This window comes from Streptomyces sp. NPDC034085 (assembly GCF_055575555.1).
Map to the genome: position 1 here is coordinate 131,019 of NZ_JBVISL010000008.1, position 21,436 is coordinate 152,454.

Annotated in this window: 19 protein-coding genes; 8 read left to right on the forward strand and 11 right to left on the reverse strand. The window is 74.8% G+C overall.

From position 1 onward, the window contains the following. Positions 1-40: 40 nt before the first annotated feature. Together ACZ501_RS25550 and ACZ501_RS25555 are read right to left on the reverse strand one after the other, a co-directional pair. Positions 41-1,285 carry an aminotransferase class I/II-fold pyridoxal phosphate-dependent enzyme gene (locus tag ACZ501_RS25550; RefSeq protein WP_468798355.1) on the reverse strand — a complete coding sequence of 415 codons (1,245 nt, stop codon included), beginning with the start codon at positions 1,283-1,285 and terminating at the stop codon, positions 41-43. 111 nt (positions 1,286-1,396) lie between these two features. After that, positions 1,397-1,969 carry a TIGR03086 family metal-binding protein gene (locus ACZ501_RS25555; protein WP_468798358.1) on the reverse strand — a complete coding sequence of 191 codons (573 nt, stop codon included), beginning with the start codon at positions 1,967-1,969 and terminating at the stop codon, positions 1,397-1,399. A gap of 201 nt (positions 1,970-2,170) precedes the next feature. Here ACZ501_RS25555 and ACZ501_RS25560 point away from each other — a divergent pair, with 201 nt between their 5' ends. Continuing rightward, a complete protein-coding gene (locus ACZ501_RS25560) occupies positions 2,171-3,001 on the forward strand; it encodes a methyltransferase domain-containing protein (protein ID WP_468798360.1) in 831 nt (276 codons plus the stop codon). A gap of 66 nt (positions 3,002-3,067) precedes the next feature. On the opposite strand, the gene ACZ501_RS25565 is transcribed toward ACZ501_RS25560, so the two are convergent. Together ACZ501_RS25565 and ACZ501_RS25570 are read right to left on the reverse strand one after the other, a co-directional pair. Then, positions 3,068-5,044, reverse strand: a complete 1,977-nt coding sequence (locus ACZ501_RS25565) for a DUF5107 domain-containing protein (protein WP_468798363.1) — start codon at positions 5,042-5,044, stop codon at positions 3,068-3,070. An 84-nt stretch (positions 5,045-5,128) separates the two neighbouring features. Further along, complete coding sequence (locus ACZ501_RS25570) at positions 5,129-5,686, reverse strand: GNAT family N-acetyltransferase (RefSeq protein ID WP_468798366.1); 558 nt, start codon at positions 5,684-5,686, stop codon at positions 5,129-5,131. 34 nt (positions 5,687-5,720) lie between these two features. Here ACZ501_RS25570 and ACZ501_RS25575 point away from each other — a divergent pair, with 34 nt between their 5' ends. Further along, positions 5,721-6,434 carry a hypothetical protein gene (locus ACZ501_RS25575; RefSeq protein WP_468798369.1) on the forward strand — a complete coding sequence of 238 codons (714 nt, stop codon included), beginning with the start codon at positions 5,721-5,723 and terminating at the stop codon, positions 6,432-6,434. Between the two features lies 1 nt (position 6,435). On the opposite strand, the gene ACZ501_RS25580 is transcribed toward ACZ501_RS25575, so the two are convergent. Next, positions 6,436-6,783, reverse strand: a complete 348-nt coding sequence (locus ACZ501_RS25580; protein WP_361608586.1) for a VOC family protein — start codon at positions 6,781-6,783, stop codon at positions 6,436-6,438. Between the two features lie 179 nt (positions 6,784-6,962). Beyond that, the gene (locus tag ACZ501_RS25585) at positions 6,963-7,370 is read right to left on the reverse strand and encodes a VOC family protein (protein WP_468798372.1); all 408 of its coding nucleotides are present in this window, start codon (positions 7,368-7,370) and stop codon (positions 6,963-6,965) included. 149 nt (positions 7,371-7,519) lie between these two features. Here ACZ501_RS25585 and ACZ501_RS25590 point away from each other — a divergent pair, with 149 nt between their 5' ends. Further along, complete coding sequence (locus ACZ501_RS25590; protein ID WP_468798375.1) at positions 7,520-8,398, forward strand: sigma-70 family RNA polymerase sigma factor; 879 nt, start codon at positions 7,520-7,522, stop codon at positions 8,396-8,398. Here ACZ501_RS25590 and ACZ501_RS25595 read toward each other — a convergent pair. The 4 genes from ACZ501_RS25595 to ACZ501_RS25610 all read right to left on the reverse strand — a co-directional run bounded on the left by ACZ501_RS25595 (position 8,340) and on the right by ACZ501_RS25610 (position 13,313). Beyond that, the gene (locus ACZ501_RS25595) at positions 8,340-10,403 is read right to left on the reverse strand and encodes a prolyl oligopeptidase family serine peptidase (RefSeq protein ID WP_468798378.1); all 2,064 of its coding nucleotides are present in this window, start codon (positions 10,401-10,403) and stop codon (positions 8,340-8,342) included. The two genes, ACZ501_RS25590 and ACZ501_RS25595, sit on opposite strands and share 59 nt — an antisense overlap. A 10-nt stretch (positions 10,404-10,413) precedes the next feature. Beyond that, positions 10,414-11,808, reverse strand: coding sequence for a M20/M25/M40 family metallo-hydrolase (locus ACZ501_RS25600; protein WP_468798694.1), 1,395 nt, complete (start codon positions 11,806-11,808; stop codon positions 10,414-10,416). Position 11,809: 1 nt separating this feature from the next. Next, positions 11,810-12,643: a M55 family metallopeptidase gene (locus ACZ501_RS25605; protein ID WP_361608578.1), complete on the reverse strand. Its 834-nt coding sequence runs from the start codon at positions 12,641-12,643 to the stop codon at positions 11,810-11,812. A gap of 226 nt (positions 12,644-12,869) precedes the next feature. Further along, positions 12,870-13,313, reverse strand: coding sequence for an SRPBCC family protein (locus tag ACZ501_RS25610; protein WP_361608576.1), 444 nt, complete (start codon positions 13,311-13,313; stop codon positions 12,870-12,872). 607 nt (positions 13,314-13,920) lie between these two features. Here ACZ501_RS25610 and ACZ501_RS25615 point away from each other — a divergent pair. Together ACZ501_RS25615 and ACZ501_RS25620 are read left to right on the forward strand one after the other, a co-directional pair. Beyond that, positions 13,921-15,513, forward strand: a complete 1,593-nt coding sequence (locus ACZ501_RS25615; RefSeq protein ID WP_468798381.1) for an alpha/beta hydrolase — start codon at positions 13,921-13,923, stop codon at positions 15,511-15,513. A 25-nt stretch (positions 15,514-15,538) separates the two neighbouring features. Continuing rightward, positions 15,539-15,964: a RidA family protein gene (locus ACZ501_RS25620; protein WP_361607587.1), complete on the forward strand. Its 426-nt coding sequence runs from the start codon at positions 15,539-15,541 to the stop codon at positions 15,962-15,964. Here the strand turns inward: ACZ501_RS25620 and ACZ501_RS25625 are convergent, their stop codons facing one another. Continuing rightward, complete coding sequence (locus ACZ501_RS25625; protein ID WP_361607590.1) at positions 15,965-16,534, reverse strand: HEAT repeat domain-containing protein; 570 nt, start codon at positions 16,532-16,534, stop codon at positions 15,965-15,967. It abuts the gene before it with no gap. 384 nt (positions 16,535-16,918) lie between these two features. On the opposite strand from ACZ501_RS25625, the gene ACZ501_RS25630 reads away from it, so the two are divergent. The 3 genes from ACZ501_RS25630 to ccrA all read left to right on the forward strand — a co-directional run bounded on the left by ACZ501_RS25630 (position 16,919) and on the right by ccrA (position 21,428). Continuing rightward, positions 16,919-18,721, forward strand: a complete 1,803-nt coding sequence (locus ACZ501_RS25630) for a 3-hydroxyacyl-CoA dehydrogenase family protein (RefSeq protein WP_361607593.1) — start codon at positions 16,919-16,921, stop codon at positions 18,719-18,721. Positions 18,722-18,884: 163 nt separating this feature from the next. Beyond that, a complete protein-coding gene (locus tag ACZ501_RS25635; RefSeq protein WP_361607596.1) occupies positions 18,885-19,703 on the forward strand; it encodes a TetR family transcriptional regulator in 819 nt (272 codons plus the stop codon). Between the two features lie 387 nt (positions 19,704-20,090). Next, on the forward strand, positions 20,091-21,428 hold the full coding sequence (gene ccrA, locus ACZ501_RS25640) for a crotonyl-CoA carboxylase/reductase (protein ID WP_361607599.1): 1,338 nt from the start codon (positions 20,091-20,093) through the stop codon (positions 21,426-21,428). Positions 21,429-21,436 lie beyond the last annotated feature (8 nt).

A 21,436-nucleotide genomic window follows, 5' to 3' on the forward strand; every position in this document is an offset into this window, starting at 1 on the left:
TCTCCGTTCGGCGGCGGCCGGCTGGACCGGGCCGCGGGGGTCAGTCGGCCAGCGCGGCGAGCACCGACCCGAGCCGGTCGAGCGCGCCCCGGACCTGTGGCAGCGTCAGCGGGTCCCGGGCGCCCAGCGCGGCGAGCCGCTCCTGCGGGGTGGCCCCCAGCAGCGGGCCGGTCGACAACCGCACGCGCAGCGCGCCCAGTTCGTCGGCGAACCGCTGCCCGCCGGGTGTCTGCGTGCCCAGGCGGGCACCGAGCCAGTCCTCCAGTTCCATCGCGTCCGCGACCCCGTGCCGCGCCAGGCCCGCGCGCAGCGGCGTGAGGTCCGCGTACAGGTGCCGGCCGGCCTGCGGGGGCCGGGCCAGGGCGCCCGCGGCCAGCAGCTCCCGGTGGGCGGCGGCCGCGACCGCGCCGTGCAGGGCGGCGGCCGCGTAGGCGCGTCCGGCGACGGCGTCGGATTCGTCGAGGGCGTGCGCGGCGGCCACCGCCAGGGGGCCGGCGACGAGCGCGCCGGTGGCGGTGAGGACGTCGAGGGTACGGGCGCGCAGCCAGGTGCCGCCGGGGGTGCCGGGGAAGCGGACCACGGCGGCGGGCCAGCCGCCGGGCAGCAGCGCCCCGGAGAGGTCGACGAGGACGGCGGCCCGGTCGGGGAGCATCTCGGCGGGGCTCAGCACCAGCGTGTCGTGCGGCTGGTGGACGGTGTCGCGCCAGCTCTCGTCGCTGACCACGAACAGCCCGGCGGCCTCCGCGGCCTCGCAGGCCTCGCGCAGCATCTCCGGCGGCGGCACCGTCGCCGTCGGGTCGTCGGCCACCGAGAGCAGCAGCACGCGCGGGTCCCCGCCTTCGGCGCGGACCCTCCGTACGGTCTCCAGCAGCGCGTACGGATCGGGTACGCCGCCGCACTCCGCCGGGGTGGGCACGTGGTAGGCCCGCCGTCCCAGCAGCCGGACCTGCGGTGTCCACCAGGCGGGACACGGCCGGGGCAGCAGCACGTCGCCGCCGTACGCGCCGAGCAGCGCCAGCAGCAGGGCGGGCGCGCCGGGCCCGGCGGCCACGTTCTCCGGGGAGGTGGGGAGCCCGCGCCGGGCCCAGTACCGGCAGGCGGCCTCGCGGACCGCCTCCCCGCCGCCGGGGGGCTCGGGGGCGGCGCGGTCCGCCGCGGCGGCTAGTACGGAGGCCAGCTCCCGCACGACCGGCAGGCCGGGCTCGGGAGCGGGGGGACCGTACCGGACCGGGCCGCGCCCCTCCGGCGCCGGGCGGTGCCACGCTCCGGCCGGCCCTTGCGTCATGCCCTCGGCCATCCCCGACACGTGCCCGCCTTCCGCCGTCGCCACCGATCGACCTGCCCTTTATACGATTATTTACACCGGTACGCCCGTTAACCCCTCAGCGTTAACCCCTCAGCCCTTCCGGCCGAGCAGGGCCAGCAGCCGCGTCTGCGCGTCCGCGCCGGCCGGCACCTCCAGCGGCTCCGCGTACATGCCGCTCGCGGCGAGGCTGTCGGCGTACGGCATGACCTCCTTGAGGGAGAACTCGACGAGGTCGTCGGGGAGCCGGTCCTCGGCTCCGATGCCCCGCGAGAGGTCCCAGGCGTGCACGACGCAGTCCGCCGTCAGCTCCGAGCAGTACGCCGACCCGCGCGTCGGCCCGTAGGAGAGCGCCACCGTCCGCTCCAGCGCGCCGGGCGCGGCGAAGGCGGCGTGCCCGGCGGCCGCGGCGCGGTCCCAGGCGTCCGCCGGGTCCTCGCCGAGCAGGTCGCCGGAGAGCTCGTCGCCGACCTCCGCCACCGTGCGCCCCTCGGTGAGCAGCGGCGGGACCCAGAGCTGCTCGCCGGTGACGTGGTTGACCAGGTCCCGCACGGTCCACTCGGTGCAGGGGGTGGGCTCGTCCCACTGGGCGGACCCGACGGCCCGCACCCGCTCGCCGAAGAGCCGCAGCGCCGCGGCGTGCCATTCCAGCAGCGTCTGCGGCATGGCTCCCACCGTCCTTCACCTCGGGTGCGCCGCCCCTGGGGCCCACTGTCCTCGCCCCTGCTCTGCCCTGCCACCGACCCACTCAATCCCCTTGCGCCCCAAGCAGCTTGTCCACATGCCAAAACGCATATCTCAAAGTACGAGCAGATCCCCTACGGTGATCATCACGCCTTCGACGATTCCGACGACGAGGAGTCCGCCATGAACCGCACCCCCGACGCCCGCGAGACGGCCGTCTACACCCACGGCCACCACGAGTCCGTGCTGCGCTCGCACCGCTGGCGCACCGCCGCCAACTCGGCCGCCTATCTGATCGGCGAACTGCGTCCCGGCATGCACGTGCTGGACGTGGGCTGCGGCCCGGGCACCATCACGGCGGACCTGGCGGAGCTGGTCGCCCCGGGCGGCCGCGTCACGGCGGTTGACGCGGCGTCGGACGTCCTGGCGCAGGCGAGCGCGTACGCGGCGGAGCGCGGGCTGTCCGGTGCCGTCGACTTCGCCGAGGCGGACGTCCACGCGCTGGAGTTCCCCGACGACTCCTTCGACGTGGTCCACGCCCACCAGGTGCTGCAGCACGTCGGCGACCCGGTGCGGGCGCTGCGGGAGATGCGCCGGGTGTGCCGGCCCGGCGGGATCGTGGCGGTACGCGACGCCGACTACGCGGCGATGACCTGGTATCCGCGGACGCCGGGCCTGGAGGAATGGCAGAGCCTGTACCGGCGGGTGGCCCGCGCCAACGGCGGTGAGCCCGACGCCGGGCGCAGGCTGCTGTCGTGGGCGCGGGAGGCGGGGTTCACGCAGGTGGAGGCCTCGGCGACGGCGTGGTGCTACGCGACGGCGGAGGAGGTCGCCTGGTGGTCGTCCCTGTGGGCGGACCGTACCACCGCCTCCTCCTACGCCTCCGTCGCGACGGGCGGCGGCCACGCCACCCCGGAGGGACTGGCGGACATCGCAGCCGCCTGGCACGCCTGGGGCGCCGCCCCCGACGCGTGGTTCTCGGTCCTGAACGGCGAACTGCTGTGCCGCGTGTAGGTCGCGCCGCCGCAGTCCTCCCGGCCGGTGGGGCCGCTACGACGACACTCCCCGGGCGCGCGCCCGTCACGGCTGCGGGGGGCGCATGCGGAAGTCGTACTCCGGGGGCAGCGGGCGGTCCGTGAGGGCGGCCCAGACCTCGGACAGGGTCTCCTCGCCCTCCCGCAGGTCGGCGATCTCGAAGCCGTCCTCGAAGACGCGCCGGGCCGCGCCGACGTGCCCCTCCGCCGCCAGCAGCCGGGCGGCCAGCAGCCGGAAGCGGCCCTGCTCGCGCAGCGAGGGCCGCAGCCGGTCCCACACGGCCCGCGCAGCCGCGAGGCGCCCGGCCGCGAGCAGGGCGGTCATGGCCTCCCGCCCCAGTGCGGACTCGGCGGCCGTCCAGGCTTCGCCGCCCCGGCTCTCGTCCGCCAGGCCCTCGAAGGCCGCCGCGTAGCGGTCGGCGGCCCGCTCCCGGTTCCCGGCGAGGGCGTCGGCCGCCGCCAGGCAGCGCAGCAGCGGCCAGCGCGACGGCGCCTGCGCCAGCCCGCGCTCCCAGCTGCGTACGGCCTGGGCCACGTCACCGGCGTGCCACTGGGCCACGCCCAGGTGGTACTCGGTCAGCGGGTCCGCCGGGGCGGTCTCCAGCATGTCCCGCCAGTGCGCGGCGACCAGGCTGGGGCCGGGCGGGGCGGCCGTGTCCGGGGCGGGGAACACGCCGGTGCGCCACAGCGCCAGCCAGGGCTCCTGCGCCTCCTCCAGGGTGGACTCCGGGAACGGGGTGCCCGGCAGGGCCAGGCCCCCGCACAGCACCTCCAGCGCGCCCCAGCCCGAGCCGTCCGCCAGCCGCTCCGCCGGTTCGGTGTCGGCGTGCCCGCGCCACGCCTTGTACGCCGCGTCCAGGGTCCCGGCCGGCAGCACGGCGTCCAGCGCCGCCGAGGCGGCCCCGCGCGCCGCCGCCCAGTCGGCGCCGTGCACCGCCGAGGGTGCCGCCGACAGCGGCCCGTACGCCTCCAGCCAGCTGAACTCCGCCCCGGCGTCCAGCCGTACGTGCTCCAGCTGGGTCCGGGCCAGCCCGGCCTGGATCTCCGCGTAGCCGCCGGTGCCCGGCTCGGTCAGCCACTCCTGCCAGCGCCGGCCGCCCGGGCCCGCACCCCACACGAACAGCTTGCGGCCGCGCAGCCGCCCCGTGGAGGCCTGCACCAGGCCGTGCCCGTCGGCGTCGAGGGCGGCGATCCAGGGGCGGTCCGCGTCCTCCTCGCGGACCTCGTAGAAGAAGTCGGCGGGGTAGGTGCTGCCCAGCGGGTACGTGCGGTCCGCGTCCTGCCAGTGCGGTACGGGGATGCGGCGCAGCGAGCGTTCGTACCCGAAGTGCCAGGCCTCGTCGGCGGGGGCGAGGACGCGGGTGCCGGCGTCCTCGGGGACGGCGGTGTTGGACCACCAGTAGACCGGGGCGGGCCGCTCGTGCGGGTTGCGGACGCGGACGCCGGCGTACAGGAAGTCCGAGTCCGCGGGCAGCCAGAGGTCCACCTGGAAGGGCAGGTCGCGCAGCCGCTCCCACTCCCACAGCCGCACCATCACGCCCCCGTCGGGCGCCGGCACGAGCGCCGCGTGCAGCGGGGCGCAGGACAGGGCGGTGTGCCCGGTGGCGCCGATGTTCCACTCGATGCCGCCGGAGAACCAGGCCCCGTTGAGCGCGAAGTCCGCGGGCTGGAACACCGGGTTGCGGTAGAGGAGTTCGCGCCCGCTGGGCAGGTGCACGAGGGAGTGGACGCGGCCGCCGAGCCCCGGCAGCACGGTCGCGCGCAGCCGGCCGTTCTCGATGACGACCGCCTCGAACTCCCGCTCGGTGCGCCGCCGTCCGTATCCGTCGCGGATCCGGACCGGCAGCAGGGAGCGCAGCGGTTCGTAGCCGATCTGGCGGGCCATGTCGCGCGGCAGTCCCCCGCGCGAGCGCTCGTCCAGCTCGTGCACCCCGTCGGGGGCGCGCAGGGCTGGCAGCGGGTTGTCAGGGCCCAAGGGGGCGGCGGGAAGGGCGAGCCGGGCACGTCGGACGGTGGTGGCCATGGGGAAATGGAACACGCCGGCGGCCCGGGTGCACAGGGGTTCCGCACATCACCACCGGTCAGGATTACGCAAAGGCGCCTCCCTTCACGCGCCGGGGGCCGTCCGGGCCCAGCGCTCGTGGTCCCTCCAGGCGCCGTCGACGTACAGGAACTCCGGAGAGAGGCCCTCCAGGCGGAAGCCGCGGCCCCGGACCAGGGCGATCGAGGCGGCGTTGGCCGGCTGGATGTTCGCCTCCAGGCGGTGCAGGCCGAGCCCCGCCCCCGGCTCGGCGAAGGCGTGCGCCAGGAGCAGGTCGAAGCCCTCACCGAACAGGCCGCGCCCCGCCGCGTGCGCGAAGACCCCGTAGCCCAGCGCCCCGCACTGGAAGGCGCCGCGGACGATGTTGTTGACGTTGACGAAGCCGGCGATGGCCCCCGTGGCGAGCTCGCAGACGAGGAAGCCGGCCCGCCCTTCCTCCTCCGTCAGCCGGGCCGCGTACGGCTCGTACTCCTCCACGGTGGTGGGCGGGAACAGCCACGGCCGGTGCAGCGCGCGGCTCTCGCGTGCGCGGGCGGTGAACTCCGGTCCGTCCGCGGACCGGAAGGGGCGCAGGCCGACCCGTCGGCCCGCTCTGACGTACCGCGGCGGGGTGGAATATGGCATCGCCCCAGCTTAGGCACTGTGGCAACATCCCGGTGTGATCATCACCCCGAGTACCCCCGGGCTGCTGCGCGCGGCCGCCCGCAACAACGCGGAGTGGTGCGCCGCCGTCTCCCGCAGCGGCCGCTTCCGCGGCGCCCTCTGGTGCAGCCCGCGGCGGACCCCGCCGCTGTATCCCGACGCCGTCACCCTGGCGCCGCAGGCCTCGGCCGCCGAGGTGCTCGCCGGGGTCGACACCTCCTCCCCCGGCTGCTCGGTGAAGGACAGCTTCGCCGCGCTCGAACTGGCCCCGGCCGGCTTCGAGGTCCTGTTCGAGGCGCAGTGGATCCACCGCCCGGCGGACGCCGCCGCCCCCGCCGGGTCCGAGGACGGCCGCCTGGAGTGGGGTGAGGCCGAGAGCCCCGCGGAGCTGGCGGCCTGGGAGGCGGCCTGGGACGGCGAGGAGAGCACCGGCCTGTTCCACCCGGGACTGCTGCGGGAGGGCGTCGTCTTCCTGGCGGGCCGTGACGCGGGCCGGATCACGGCCGGGGCGGTCGTGAGCACCGGCGGCGGCGCGGTGGGCGTGTCGAACGTGTTCGCCCACGACGACGCGGACGCCGGCGCCGCCTGGTCGGCGGCCCTCGGAGCGGCCGCCGCGTACTGGCCGGACCTCCCGGTCGTGGGATACGAGCACGGGCCGGGCCTCGATACGGCCGTACGGGCGGGGTTCACCCCGATCGGCCCGCTGCGGGTCTGGCTGCACACCGCATAGCTCAGGGGCCGACGTATTCGTACACGCCCCCGTGGGGGTGTCGCAGCACCGCGCGCCGGCCGTTGGGGGTGGGCTGCGCCGGCATCACCACGGTGGCACCGGCCGCAGTCGCTTCCTCGACGGCAGCAGCCAGATCCCCGACCGCCAGAGTGGCACTCACCCCGGCGACCCTCTGCACTGCCTCGTCCGGACCGCAGAACAGGAGGAAGGGCCCGACACTCGCCAGATGCACACCGGCGAACGCGAAGCGGTCGGCCGTCCGGCCCGTCAGCCGCTCGTAGAAGGCGACGGCCGCGTCCAGGTCGTCAACGCGCTGTCGAGCGATCACCGAGTCGATCTTCATGGGCATGCGGAGCACCTCGTCAGGGTCGGGTCGGGTCGGGTCGGGTCGGGTCGGGTCGGGTCGGGTCGGGTCGGGTCGGGTCGGGTCGGGTCCATGTTCGACGTCGTCAGGCTCATCGCCAACTCCGTTTCGGCCCCGGCGTGGCCGGCGGAGGACCGCGCCGGCCACGCCGGGTCCACGAACGGTCAGCCGTCGCCACGGCCCGCCCGGCCGCGCTCGCGAAGCGAGATGCGGTTGCCGTCCGGGTCCACCGCCTCGATGCGGACCCCGAAGGGGTAGTCCTCGGGCTCGGGTCCGTCGAAGGTCACACCGCGGTCGCGGAACACCTGGAAATCCGCCCGCAGGTCGTCCGACTCAAGGAAGACCGGACCGGGCGTGGTGCCCGGCTGGACCTCGCTCTGCTGCCCCGTAGCCGCGGCGCGCAGCCAGAGGATGATCTCGAGCGGGCTGCCGGGGACGCCCACGGTGAGGAAGCGTCCGTCAGGGCCCGGGTAATCGATGCGCTTCTCCAGGCCGAGCTGCTCCGTGTAGAAGCGCAGCGCGCGGTCCTGATCGGTGACATGGAGCGTTGCGTACATGACGTTGGTCAGCATCGTGTCGTCCTTCCGTCTGTCGGTCTGCGTTGCTGCAGAAAAGGGTCAGGGCCTGCGCATTCGGCGCCGGAGCGTCAACCGTCGGGTTACCTGCGCCCGTCCTGGCCCGTCATCACCCATGACGGAGCGGAACCGAGGAAGGTAACAACATGTCCGACAACGGCAGCGCGGCCGCGGTCGCCGAGGCCTTCGAGTCCCAGCGCGACCGACTGCGCGCAGTCGCCCACCGCATGCTCGGATCCCATGCCGACGCCGAGGACGTGGTCCAGGAGGCGTGGCTGCGGCTCTCCCGCCAGGATCCGGCGGCCATCGACAACCTCGCCGGCTGGCTGACCACGGTGGTCGGCCGGATCAGCCTCGACGTCCTGCGCGCGCGCCAGGCCCGTCCCGAGGCGTCCTATGACGATCGTCTGCAGGAGATCGTGGTGACGCTCGACGACAGTCCGGCGCCGGAGGAGGACGTGGTGCTCGCCGACTCGGTCGGGCTCGCGCTCCTCGTCGTACTGGAATCGCTCCGGCCGGGCGAGCGGCTGGCGTTCGTGCTGCACGACCTGTTCGCCGTGCCGTTCGACGAGATCGGCAGGATCCTCGGCAAGTCCACCGCGGCCGCCAAGATGCTGGCCAGCCGTGCCCGCAGGAAGGTGCAGGCGACCGAGCGGCCGACAAGCGTCGAACGGGGGAAGCGGGAAGTGGTCCGGGCCTTCCTGGCGGCGGCCCGTGACGGCGACTTCGAGGGGCTGCTGCGGGTGCTCGACCCCGAGGTGAGACTCACCGTCGACACGCCCGCCGGCAGGGTCGTCGTCCTCGGCGCCACCAAGGTCGCCGCCGGCGCGCGGACGGCCGCCGGCGCGGCCACGCGGGGGCGAGCGGCGCTCGTGGGCGGCCTGCCCGGCGTCGTTTCCTGGAGCGGGGACGGCTCCCCGCTCTCGGTCCTCGCGTTCACCGTCGTCGACGGCCGGATCTCCGACATCACGGCCGTGACCGACCCGGCCAAGCTGGCGCTGATGGACCTGCCGGACCCGGCGTGAGCCAACCGGTACGCAGCTCCAGGCGCGGGACGTCGCTCCGGTCGAGGCCGAACACCTGGACGTACAGCGACAGTTCCGCCTCCAGCGCCCGCACCATCGTCTCCGCCCGCCGGAAGCCGTGGCCCTCGCCCTCGAAGGTGACGTACGCGTGCGGAACCGCCGGCTCGCGGCCGCGCAGGGCGGCGAGCAGCCGTTCCGCCTGCGCGGGCGGACAGACGGGGTCGTCCAGGCCCTGGAGCAGCACGAAGGGGGCATCGATCCGGTCGGCGCGGGCCACCGGGGAGCGTTCGCGGCAGCGCAGCGCCAGGACGGCCGGCGGTCCGGCCAGCCCGTCGGTGTAGTGCGACTCCAGGTCGTGGGTCTCGGCGGCGAAGCCGCGCAGGTCGAGCACCGGGTAGATGACCGCGGCGCAGGCGTACAGGTCGGTGGCGGCCAGGGAGGCGGCCGCCGTCCAGCCGCCCGCGCTGCCGCCGCGGATCGCGAGCCGGGCCGGGTCGGCGGTGCCTTCGGCGGCCAGCGCCCGGGCCACGGCCGCGCAGTCCTCGACGTCCACCACGCCCCACTGCTCGCGCAGCCGCTCGCGGTAGGCGCGGCCGTAGCCGGTGGAGCCCCCGTAGTTCACCTCGACGATGCCGATGCCGCGGGAGGTGAAGTACGCGATGTGCAGGTCCAGTACGGGCGGCACGTGGTCGGTGGGGCCGCCGTGCGCCCGGACCACGTACGGGGGCAGTTCGTCGGCGGGCGCCCGCAGGGCGGGGTGGTGCGGCGGGTAGACGTGGGCGTGGATCTCGCGGCCGCCGGGCCCCGGGAAGGTGCGGCTCTGCGGCTCCGGGTAGTACGCCGGGTCCACCGGGTCGGCGGCGCGGGCGCCGACCACCCGGGCGCGGCCCGTCGCGGTGTCCAGCTCGACGACCTCGTAGGCGCTGCGCGGGCTGGCGGCGACCCCGTAGACGCGGGTGCCGCTGACGGCCAGGGCCGGCTGCCAGTCCGTCCAGGGCCCTGCCGCGTCCACCAGGTCGCCGGTGTCGGGGTCGAGGACGCCGAGCACCGAGGAGCCCTGCCCGTGCAGCACGGCCACCGGGCCGTCCGGCAGCGGGGCCAGCCAGCGCAGCCCCGGCTTCCACAGCGGGCCGCCGAACTCCTCCTCGCGCGGGCACAGGTTGACCGCCTCCCCGCCGGCCGGGTCGACCCGGTACGGGTTCCACCAGCCGCTGCGGTCGCTCACCGCGAGCAGGGTCCCGTCGGCCGCCCACGCCGCCTGGGCCACCGCCTCGTCCGGCCCGCCGAGCACGGTGCGGGGCTCGCCGAGCCCGCCGTCCGCGGTCACCTCGGCCACCTCCAGCTCGGTGCCGTCCCACGGCATCCGGGGGTGGTCCCACACCAACCAGGCCGCGCTGCGCCCGTCGGGGGAGGGTTTCGGCCCGGTGCGGAAGCGGTGCCGGTCGCCGGTCAGCTCCCGCACAGCGGCCCGGTCCGCGGCGGCGGAGCCGTCCAGCGGGACGGCGGCCGCCATCCGCCGCACGTCGGTGGGTGCGGGGCCGGTGAACTCCTCCAGTACGCACCAGACGTCGCCGTCGCGCAGCACCGGGTCGGCCCAGCGCAGGCCGCCGCCGACCGGGGAGAGCGGGGTGAGCGGGCGGGGCGGGGGGCTGCCGGGCGCGTCGGGTTCGTACGCGTACAGCCGCTGGTCGGCGTGGTGGACGAAGACCACCACCGGGCCCCGGCCGGGCCGTTCGGCGCCCGCCCAGGGCAGGCCCCCGTACTCGGTGAGGCGGCTGCGCACGTTCCACGGGGCGGGCAGCACCGAGCGGGCGGCGCGGCCGTCGGCGGGCCGGCGCACCAGGGTGCGGCGGCCGCCTTCCCCGGGCCGGGGCTCGGTCCACCAGACCTCGGCGCCGACGGTGCCCAGGTACTCGGGCCGGCCGTCGTGGGCGGCGGCGATCTCCGCGCCGATCGGGGAGGGCCAGCTGCCGTAGGGGCCGCCGCCGGCGGCCGCCGCCGTCACCGGGCTCCCATCACAGGGCCCGCAGTGCGCGGTCGAGGACGCGGACCCCGAAGTGCAGGGCGTCGACCGGGACCCGCTCGTCCACGCCGTGGAAGAGGGCCCAGTAGTCGAAGCCCGGCGGCAGCTTGAGCGGGGAGAAGCCGTAGCCGGTGATGCCCAGCCGGGAGAACTGCTTGGCGTCGGTGCCGCCCGCCATGCAGAAGGGGACCACGTGGCCGTCGGGGTCGAAGTGTTCGACGGACTCGCGCAGGATCCCGTACGTCCGCCCGTCCAGGGGGGCCTGGAGGGCGACCTCCCGGTGTTCGAACTCCCAGTGCACGTCGGGGCCGGTGAGCGCGTCGAGGGTGGCGGTGAACTCGGCCTCGTCGCCGGGCACCGTCCGTCCGTCCACGTAGGCGGTGGCGTGGCCGGGGATGACGTTGAGCTTGTAACCGGCGCTGAGCATGGTCGGGTTGGAGCTGTTGCGGATCGTCGCCTCGACGAGGGCCGCGGCCGGGCCGAGCTTGCCGAGGAGTTCGTCGAGGTCGGTGCCCGGGGCGCGCGGGTCGACGGTGAGGCCCTGGAGGGCGGCGAGTTCGGTGATGCAGGCGGTGACGGTGTCGGTGAGGCGGACCGGCCACTCGTACGCGCCGATGCGGGCGACGGCGGCGGCGAGCCGGCTGACGGCGTTGGCCCGGTTGGGTTTGGAGCCGTGTCCGGCGGTGCCGTGCGCGGTCAGCTTGAGCCAGGCGGTGCCGCGTTCGCCGGTCGCGATGGGGTAGAGGGCCTGGCCGGGCCGGGGGTGCACGGTGAAGGCCCCGGACTCGCTCAGGCCCTCCGTACAGCCCTCGAAGAGGTGCGGGTGCTCGTCGGCGAGGAAGCCGGACCCGTCGACCGCGCTGTCCTCCTCGTCGGCGGTGTAGGCGATGACGATGTCCCGGCGCGGCCTCACGCCGGAGCGCGCCCAGGCGCGTACGACGGCCAGCACCATCGCGTCCGTGTTCTTCATGTCGACGGCGCCGCGGCCCCAGACCACGCCGTCCCGGACCTCTCCGGAGAAGGGGTGCACGCTCCAGTCGGCGGCCTCGGCGGGGACGACGTCCAGGTGGCCGTGGACGAGGAGGGCGGGCGCGGAGGGGTCGGCGCCCTCGATCCGGGCCACCACGTTGGTGCGGCCCGGGGTGCGCTCCAGCAGGACGGGCTCCAGCCCGGCTCCCGCGAGGCGCTCGGCAACGTACTCGGCGGCGGGCCGCTCACGGCAGTCGCCGCCGCCGCGGTTGCTGGTGTCGATCCTGATCAGGCCGGAGGTGAACTCCACGACCTCGTCGAAGGCCGGCGCGTCGAGGGCCTCGGGACCGGGGCCGCCGGTGCGCGGTGCCGCTGCTTCGTGGGCGGCCCCGCGGGGGGCGCCTTCCACCCGGTGCATGTCAGCCATACTGCTCCTCCACGGCCGCCGAGACGACCGTCGTGACCGCTTTGAAGGTCCGGATCCCCTCGTACATGGTCCCGCTGGTGTACGCGATCCTGCGCTCCCCCGAGCGCTCGACGCCCGGGACGACCGTCGCGGCCATCGCGAGGTGTTCGGCGTCGAACTCGACGTCCACCGTGAAGGGGCCGCCGCGCACCGGCTCGTGCCGCACCGCGAGCTTGACCGCCTCGGCGGCGGCGGCGCGGATGTCGGCGGCGGTACGGGCGGGGGTGCGGCAGACGGCCGCGTAGCGCGAGACGTGGTCCTTGACCGCGACGGTACGGGCGTCGGGTGCGTACCCGGCGGCGTCGGCGCAGGTCAGGTCGTCTCCGGTGACCAGGATGACGGGGACGCCGTACTCGGCGGCGACGTGGGCGTTGAGGACTCCCTCGCTGGCGCGCAGGCCGTTCAGCCAGACGCCGGTGATGGAGTTGGCGAGGTAGGTGTGGGCGAGGACCCCTTCGGCGCCGGCGCCCGTGTGGTAGCCGACGAAGGCGACGCCGTCGACGTCGCCGTGCTGGACGCCCTCGACCATGGAGAGGGACTTGTGGCGCCCGGTGATCATCTCGGCGCGGGCGTCGAGCTCCTCCAGGAGCAGGTTGCGCATGGTCCAGTGGGCCTCGTTGATGAGGACCTGATCGGCGCCACCGTCGTGGAAGCCGAGTACGGCGGCGTTCACGTCGGAGGTGAACAGGGACCGACAGCGCTCCCATTGGGGGGTTCCGGGCAGCACGTCTGCGGGCCAGGTGACGCCCGTGGCGCCTTCCATGTCGGCGGAGACGAGGATCTTCATCGGGCCCCCGGTGGGTCGGGTCGCGGAGCCCCACCCTAGCCCCCCGGTGCGCCCGCGGGCCGGGGCCACGCCCGGGCGGGCCGGGCGGCCGGGCGCGGGCGGCTCACGGCGGCCGCGCGCGGGCGGCTCACGGCGGCCGCGCGCGGGCGGCTCACGGCGGCCGGGAATCCACCCGAACCGGTGAGCCGCCCCCGGGCGTTGCCGCGCCGGCGCTCAACGGCCCCCGTCAGGCCGCGACTTCCCGGGCCAGGTTGTCGAGCACGGTGTCGTAGATGCGGCCGAGGCCCTTGGGGGCGAAGGTGCGCTCGAAGAAGCCGCCGATGCCGCCCGCGCCGTTCCACACGGTGCTGACGACGGCCCGGGAGCGGCCTTCGCCGGCCGGGGTGACGGTCCAGGTGGTGACCATGGAGGAGTTGCGGTCCTTCTCCACGAGCTGGCCGTCCGTGGGCTCGGTGACCTCCAGCAGGCAGTCCCGTACGCGCTTGCTGGTGGCCTGGAGCTTCCAGTGGACCAGGGTGCCCTCGCCGTCGCCGCCCTCGCGCACCTCGTACTCGCTGAAGTGCTCGGGGAGCAGCTTGCTCCGGGTGCCGGTGTAGTCCGCCAGCGCGTCGAACACGGTGTCCGCGTCGGCCTCGATGATGCGCTCCGTGGTGGCCTCGACCTGCGCCATACCTGTTCCTCCAGCAGTTGGGATCGTGCGTCGCGGCAAGCCAACCACCTCCGGGGCGGCCGCCCAAATCCGGGGCCGGCCGCCGTACGGGCCCCGGCCGGGAAGGGCGTCGCGTGGAGGCGCCGACGGCTCCGGCGGCGGTGCCCGGCCGGGGGCCGCCGTCCGGGCGACGGCGCGGTCCGGGGGTCGCCGTGACACCCCGGGTACTCCATCTGCGGCCCGGGGCGCGCGCCGGGTGCACCGGCCCGCCCGCCCGGTGTCAGCCGCGGCCGGCCGGGCGGTACGCACGGACGTGCGCGGGCGGAGCTCGGGCGCCCGCCGGTGACCGGCGCCGCACCGCCGGCCAAGTCCAGTCGCCCGCGCCCCGGTTCGGCCCGGGACGCGCGCCGCCGCCGCCCGGCGCGGTCCCCCGCCGCACCGGTGCGGCGGCCCGGGCGGGGGCCGCCGGACCGGATCGGCCGACGCCGGTGCGGGGCCGTTCCGCGGGCTCCCGTGACCCGGACGCCGCCCGAGGGGTCATCACATCGGGCCAATGGGCAGCCCAATCCCGCTTTCCCGTCCCGGTTTCCGGGACGATTCCGCCCAGAACCCTCGGCTGGGAGGCCCCATGCTCCACCCCTCGAAGCTGCGCCCCGCGAAGAAGCGCGCCGCCGTCCTGCTGGCGATGTCCACCATCGCCGCCGCCCTCGCGACCCCCGTCACCGCCGCGCCGGCCGGTCCCGCCGGGGCGCCCGCCCCGGCCGCCGCCGCCGCGCTGACCTGGACCGGCTGCGCGACCCCCCGCTACCCCACCCTGCAGTGCGCCTCCCTCAAGGTCCCGCTGGACCACGAGAAGCCCGCCGGGCGGCAGATCTCCCTGGCCCTGACCCGCGTCCCGCACACCGCCGCCACCTCCCAGGGGCCGCTGCTGGTCAACCCCGGCGGCCCGGGCGGCAGCGGCCGCGCGCTGGCGGGGTTCATCGCCTCCGCCCTGCCCAAGGACGTGGCCGCCCAGTACGACGTGATCGGCTTCGACCCCCGGGGCGTGGGCAAGAGCGAGCCCGCCCTGGACTGCGGGGCCGGCCACTTCAAGCCGGTGCGGCCGGACTCCGTACCGCGGGACGCGGCGACGGAGCGGGCCAACCTGGTGCGGGTGCGCAACTTCGCCGTGTCCTGCCGGGACAAGCACGCGGACGTGCTCCCCTACGTCGGCACCGTCTCGGCGGCCCGCGACCTGGAGGTGCTGCGCACCGCCCTGGGCGCGGAGCGGCTCAGCTACTTCGGCTACTCCTACGGCACCTACCTGGGCGCGGTGTACGCCAAGCTCCACCCGGAGCGGGTGCACCGGCTGGTGCTGGACTCGGTGGTCGACCCGGGCGGCGTCTGGTACGTGGACAACCTCGCGCAGGACCAGGCCTTCGACGCCCGCCACAAGGCGTTCCTGGCGTGGGTGGCCGCGTACGACGCCACCTACCACCTGGGCACCGACCCGGCACGGGTCGAGGCGCGCTGGTACGAGATGCGGAGCGCGCTGCGCAAGACCCCGGCGGGCGGGAAGGTGGGTCCGTCCGAGCTGGAGGACACCTACATGCCGGGCGCCTACTACAACGGCTACTGGCCGGCCCTGGCGGAGGCCTTCGCGGCGTACGCGGGGAAGAAGGACGGCAAGCCCCTGGTGGCGGCGTACGAGCGGCTGGGCGCGGTGGATCCCGCGGCGAGCAACAGCTACAGCGTGTACACGGCGGTGCAGTGCCGGGACTCGGCGTGGCCGCGGGACTGGACCCGCTGGCGGGCGGACATGTGGCGCACGCACGCCAAGGCGCCCTTCATGACCTGGAACAACGCCTGGTACAACGCCCCGTGCGCGTTCTGGCCCGCGCTGCCGCTCCAGGCTCCGGACGTGGCGAACACCAAGCTGCCCAAGGCGCTGCTGTTCCAGGCGACGGAGGACGCCGCGACCCCGTTCGAGGGCGCGGTGAGCATGCGGGACAAGCTGGCGGGCTCGGCCCTGGTGGTGGAGGAGGGCGGCGGCAACCACGGCATCGCCCTGAGCGGGAACAAGTGCCTGGACGAGAAGCTCTCGGCGTACCTGAGGACGGGCCAGGCGGCGGACGCGAGCTGCCCGGCACCGGCGGCGCCGAAGCCGACCACGGCGACCCGCGCGGTGCCGCCCTCGGCGGGCGGCGCCGCCCTGCACGGCCTGCTGGGCTTCCGGGGCTGACGCCGGTCGGGCAAGATCGTTGCCCATGAGCGCAGCCGAGCACAGCAGCAGCCACCTCACCCGCATCGCCGCGCCCGAGGGCGTCAGCCCGGGCGGCGGGTACAGCCACGTCGTCTGGGGCACCGGGCGGTTCGTGGCCGTCTCCGGGCAGTGCGCCTTGGACGAGAAGGGCGAGGTGGTCGGCGAGGGGGACCCCGCCGCCCAGGCCCGGCAGGTGTTCGAGAACCTGCGCCGGTGCCTGGCGGCGGCCGGGGCGGGCTTCGAGGACGTGGTGAAGCTGACCTACTACGTCACGGACGTGGCGCACCTGCCGGCCGTACGGGCGGCCCGGGACGAGGCCATCGCCGCGGACCGGCTGCCGGCCTCGACGGCGGTCCAGGTCGCGGCCCTGTTCCGGCCGGAGCTCCTGCTGGAGGTCGAGGCCTTCGCCATCGTCCCGTCCGCGACCTGACTACGCGTCGGGGTGGCGGGCCACCAGGCGGGACAGGGCGTCCGTCGCCGCCAGGGCGAGCCGGGGGTGGGCCTGGGCGCGGACCAGGACGTCGCGGGCCCGGGCGTCGGCGAGGCTGCCCAGGCCCTCGACGCAGGCCAGGGCCACCCGCCAGTACGGGTCGTGCGGGGCCAGCAGCCGGGACAAGGTCTTGATCAGGGCCGGGGCCGACTCCGGCGCCCGCAGCGCGGTGAGCAGCCGGACCGGGTGCAGGGCGTAGGCCGTGCGCAGGCCGTTCGTCGCCAGGGCCGCCGCCGCGCGGGCAGTGCGCGGGTCCCCGAGCACGCCGAGCGCCTGCGCGGCGGCCGCGCAGCGGGCCGGGTCGCGGTGGTTGAGCAGCAGGACCAGGGGCTCGAAGGCCCGCCGGTCCCCCGCCATCCCGAGCCGGTACGCGGCCAGTTCCCGGGCCCACAGGGGCAGGCCGGCCGTGGTCAGGGAGGCGGCCAGCGCGTCGGGCTCCGCCGCGAGCAGTTCCGCGTACGCGGCCGACCCGTCCGCTTCCGCCCGCAGGCGCTCCAGCACGTCGTTCACGCCGCCACCCTAGGGCTCCGCGGGCCCCGGCAGGCGGCGTTCCGCCCACCTCGTTGATCGATGATCGATGATCGGTACATTTGGGCGGTACAGGTCACATCTCCGCACTCTGGCGGTCGAGTTACTGCCGGGTTACTGTCACTCCACACGTACGGAGCCGGCCTGGTGACGCAGCCGCCCCGTACCAGTCGGTTCGTTCGCTCGTCCGCTCGTCCGTACGGCTGGACCCCGGGACAGGGTTCCGCCGTTCCCGCCCGCCGCGCCCCCGATCCCTCTCCGGGCGCGTCCGCGGGCGTGCTCCGCACGGCTCTTCCGTACGGCATCCGCGCGCGCTGTGCGCCGCGCGCTCCCTCAGTCGTCACCCTCTTCCACTGGAGTCCCGCGATGGACCTTCCGTCCACGTCCAGTCAGTCCTCCCTCCGCACCGTCGCCGTCGTCGGCCTGGGCACCATGGGCACCGGCATCGCCGAGGTCCTCGCCCGCGCCGGCCGCGAGGTCATCGGCATCGACGTCAGCGAGGCGGCCGCCCGCCGCGCCGCCGGGGCCCTCGCGGCCGCCACGGCCCGTTCCGTGGCCAAGGGCAAGCTCTCCGAGCAGGAGCGCGAGGCCGCCCTCGCCCGCTTCCGCACCTTCACCGACCTCGCCGCCGCCGCCGACGCCGACCTCGTCATCGAGGTGGTCCCGGAGGACTACGACCTCAAGCACCGGGTCTTCAGCGAGCTCGACGCGGTCGTGCGCCCCGACACCGTCCTGGCCACCGGCACCAACGCCCTCTCCGTGACCCGGCTCGCCGCCGAGTCCCTGCGCCCCGAGCGCGTCCTCGGCCTGCACTTCTTCAACCCGGCCCCGGCCATGAAGCTCGTGGAGATCGTCTCCAGCGTGCTGACCGCGCCGACCGCCGTCGAGGCGGTCACCGGGCTGGCGCGGGAACTCGGCAAGCAGCCCGTCGCGGTCGGCGACCGGCCGGGGTTCGTCGCCGACGGCCTGCTCTTCGGCTACCTGAACCAGGCCGCCGCGATGTACGAGGCCAAGTACGCCTCCCGCGAGGACATCGACGCCGCGATGAAGCTCGGCTGCGGGCTGCCGATGGGCCCGCTCGCGCTGCTCGACCTGGTCGGCGTGGACACCGCGCGCACCGTGCTGGAGGCCATGTACGCCTCCTCCGGCGACCGGCTGCACGCCCCGGCCCCGATCCTGGGCCAGCTCGTCGAGGCGGGCCTGACCGGGCAGAAGGCCGGCCGCGGCTTCTACACGTACGAGGCCCCGGGCAGCCCGGTGGTGGTCCGCGACCTGCAGACCCCGCTGGACGGCTCCCTGCTCGGCGCCGGCCGCCCGGTCTCCTCGGTCGGCGTGGCCGGCTCCGGGACCATGGCGAGCGGTATCGCCCAGGTCTTCGCGCAGGCCGGCTACGACGTGGTCCTGGCCGCGCGCAGCGAGGAGAAGGCCGTGGCCGCGAAGGCCGCGATCGGGAAGTCCCTGGACCGTGCGGTGTCCAGGGGCCGCCTGACCGAGGAGGCCGCCGCGCAGACCCTGGGGCGCATCACCCCGGCCGGGTCGCTGGACGCCTTCGCCGACGTGGACCTGGCGGTCGAGGCGGTCGCCGAGGACCTGGCGGTCAAGCAGCAGCTCTTCGCGGGCCTCGACAAGGTCTGCAAGCCGGGCGCGGTGCTGGCCACCACCACCTCCTCGCTGCCGGTGATCGCCGTCGCGCGGGCCACCTCGCGTCCGCAGGACGTGATCGGCATGCACTTCTTCAACCCGGCGCCGGCCATGAAGCTGGTCGAGGTGGTCCGGACCGTCCTGACGGCCGACGACGTGCACGCCACGGTCCGCGAGGTCTGCACCAAGGTGCGCAAGCACCCGGTGGACTGCGGGGACCGGGCCGGCTTCATCGTGAACGCGCTGCTGTTCCCGTACCTGAACAACGCGATCAAGATGGTCGAGCAGCACTACGCGGGGATCGACGACATCGACGCCGCGATGAAGCTGGGCGGCGGCTACCCGATGGGGCCCTTCGAGCTCCTCGACGTGGTCGGCCTGGACGTGTCGCTGGCCATCGAGAAGGTCCTCCACCAGGAGTTCCGTGACCCGGGCCTCGCGCCGTCCCCGCTGCTGGAGCACCTGGTGGCGGCGGGCTGCCTGGGCCGGAAGACCGGCCGCGGATTCCGTGAGTACGCCCGCCGGTAAGCCGACGGGCCCTGAGCAGGATGCGTGGGGAGGGCTGCTCGGGTCCGCCGGACCCTCACGGCGGACACACCCTCCCGAGCCCAGTGCGGGCCCTCCCCCGCATCCACCCCCCTCCCACCCCCCTCCGGCGCGCGCGCCTGCGCGAATGAAGTACTTTCGCTCTATGTCCCAGCCCGCCAAGACCTCGCCCCGCGCCGCCTCGGCCGCCGACTCCCCGGAGAGCGCGGCCGGCACCCGGGCGGCCGCCCAGCGGCTCAAGATGCGCCGTGAGCTGGCGGCTGCGGCCATGGAGCTGTTCGCGACCAAGGGGTACGAGGCCACGACGGTCGACGAGATCGCCGCGACCGCGGGGGTGGCGCGCCGGACCTTCTTCCGGCACTTCCGCTCCAAGGAAGAGGCGATCTTCCCGGACCACGACGACACCCTGACCCGCGCCGAGGCCGTCCTGGACGTGGCGCCGGCGCACGAGCACCCGCTCGACACGGTGTGCCGGGGGATCAAGGAAGTCATGAAGATGTACGCCGCCTCGCCGGCGGTGTCGGTGGAGCGCTACCGGCTGACCCGCGAGGTGCCCGCGCTGCGGGAGCGGGAGATCGCCTCGGTGGCCCGCTACGAGCGGCTCTTCACCCGCTACCTGCTGGCCCACTTCGACGAGACCGAGCACCACGACGGCAACGACGACCCGCTGCTGGCCGAGGTGGCCGCCTCCGCGGTGGTGACCGCGCACAACCACGTGCTGCGGCGCTGGCTGCGGGCCGGGGGCCAGGGGGACGTGGAGGCGCAGCTGGACCACGCCTTCTCCATCGTCCGCAAGACCTTCGGCTCCGGGATCGGGGCGGGGCGCACGCTGGGCTCCGCCGCGGCGGCCCCGAAGGCGGAGGTGCGGACGGAGGGCGAGGTGCTCGTCGCGGTGGCCCGTACCGACGCTCCGCTCGACGAGGTCATGCGCACCATCGAAGAGGCACTCAGAAACAAGCAGTAGTCACGCTCGTCACAGCGGCCGCTCCCGTTCCGGGGGCGGCCGCTGTCGTTTGTCCGAGTTGCCCTTACTCGCCGGTAACTCTGATCGATCATCGCTCATCTGCGCAGGTCAATCCGCAAGTGAGAGAAATTTTTGGCACCCAGTGCCTTGCCGAGTGACACGGGGTGCCATACGTTGAATCCCGTCCGGATGTCCCCGCGGCCCACGCCCACTCGGCACGGAACGCGCCCCGGATGCCTGCGTCACCAGGCCCCGCTCGCCCCACCACGGGCGCGCCAGCTCCACAGCTCCGCCGAACCGACGGCACCCGCAGTACCCACCCCATGTAACCGCGCACCCGCGCATCCCTCAGCGCACCCCTCATCAGCGCTTGCCGGAGGCAATACCGTGAAGGACATCCTGGACGCGATTCAGTCGCAGTCCGCCACCGCCGCAGACTTCGCCGCCCTGCCACTCCCCGACTCGTACCGCGCGGTCACCGTGCACAAGGACGAGACGGAGATGTTCTCGGGGCTCACCACCCGCGAGAAGGACCCGCGCAAGTCCCTGCACCTGGACCAGGTCCCGGTGCCGGAGCTCGGCCCGGGCGAGGCCCTGGTGGCCGTCATGGCCTCCTCCGTCAACTACAACTCGGTGTGGACCTCGATCTTCGAGCCCGTCTCCACCTTCAGCTTCCTGGAGCGCTACGGGCGCCTGTCGGAGCTCACCAAGCGCCACGACCTCCCGTACCACATCATCGGCTCCGACCTCGCGGGCGTCGTGCTGCGCACCGGCCCCGGCGTCAACTCCTGGAAGCCGGGCGACGAGGTCGTCGCGCACTGCCTGTCGGTCGAGCTGGAGTCCTCCGACGGCCACAACGACACGATGCTCGACCCCGAGCAGCGCATCTGGGGCTTCGAGACCAACTTCGGCGGCCTCGCCGAGATCGCCCTGGTCAAGTCCAACCAGCTCATGCCGAAGCCGGACCACCTCAGCTGGGAGGAGGCCGCCTCCCCCGGCCTGGTCAACTCCACCGCCTACCGCCAGCTGGTCTCGCGCAACGGCGCCGGCATGAAGCAGGGCGACAACGTCCTGATCTGGGGCGCCAGCGGCGGCCTCGGCTCGTACGCCACCCAGTTCGCCCTGGCCGGCGGCGCCAACCCGATCTGTGTCGTCTCCTCCCCGGAGAAGGCGGAGATCTGCCGCAAGATGGGCGCCGACGCCGTCATCGACCGCAACGCCGAGGGCTACAAGTTCTGGAAGGACGAGCGCACCCAGGACCCGAAGGAGTGGAAGCGCTTCGGCTCGAAGATCCGCGAGCTGACCGGCGGCGAGGACATCGACATCGTCTTCGAGCACCCGGGCCGCGAGACCTTCGGCGCGAGCGTCTACGTCACCCGCAAGGGCGGCACGATCACCACCTGCGCCTCGACCTCGGGCTACATGCACGAGTACGACAACCGCTACCTGTGGATGTCGCTCAAGAGGATCATCGGCTCGCACTTCGCGAACTACCGCGAGGCGTGGGAGGCCAACCGCCTCATCGCGAAGGGCAAGATCCACCCCACCCTCTCGAAGGTCTACTCCCTCGAGGAGACCGGCCAGGCCGCGTACGACGTCCACCGCAACCTCCACCAGGGCAAGGTCGGCGTCCTCGCGCTCGCCCCCGAGGAGGGCCTGGGTGTGCGCGACCACGAGCTGCGCGCCAAGCACCTCGACGCGATCAACCGTTTCCGCAACGTCTGAGTCCGCTC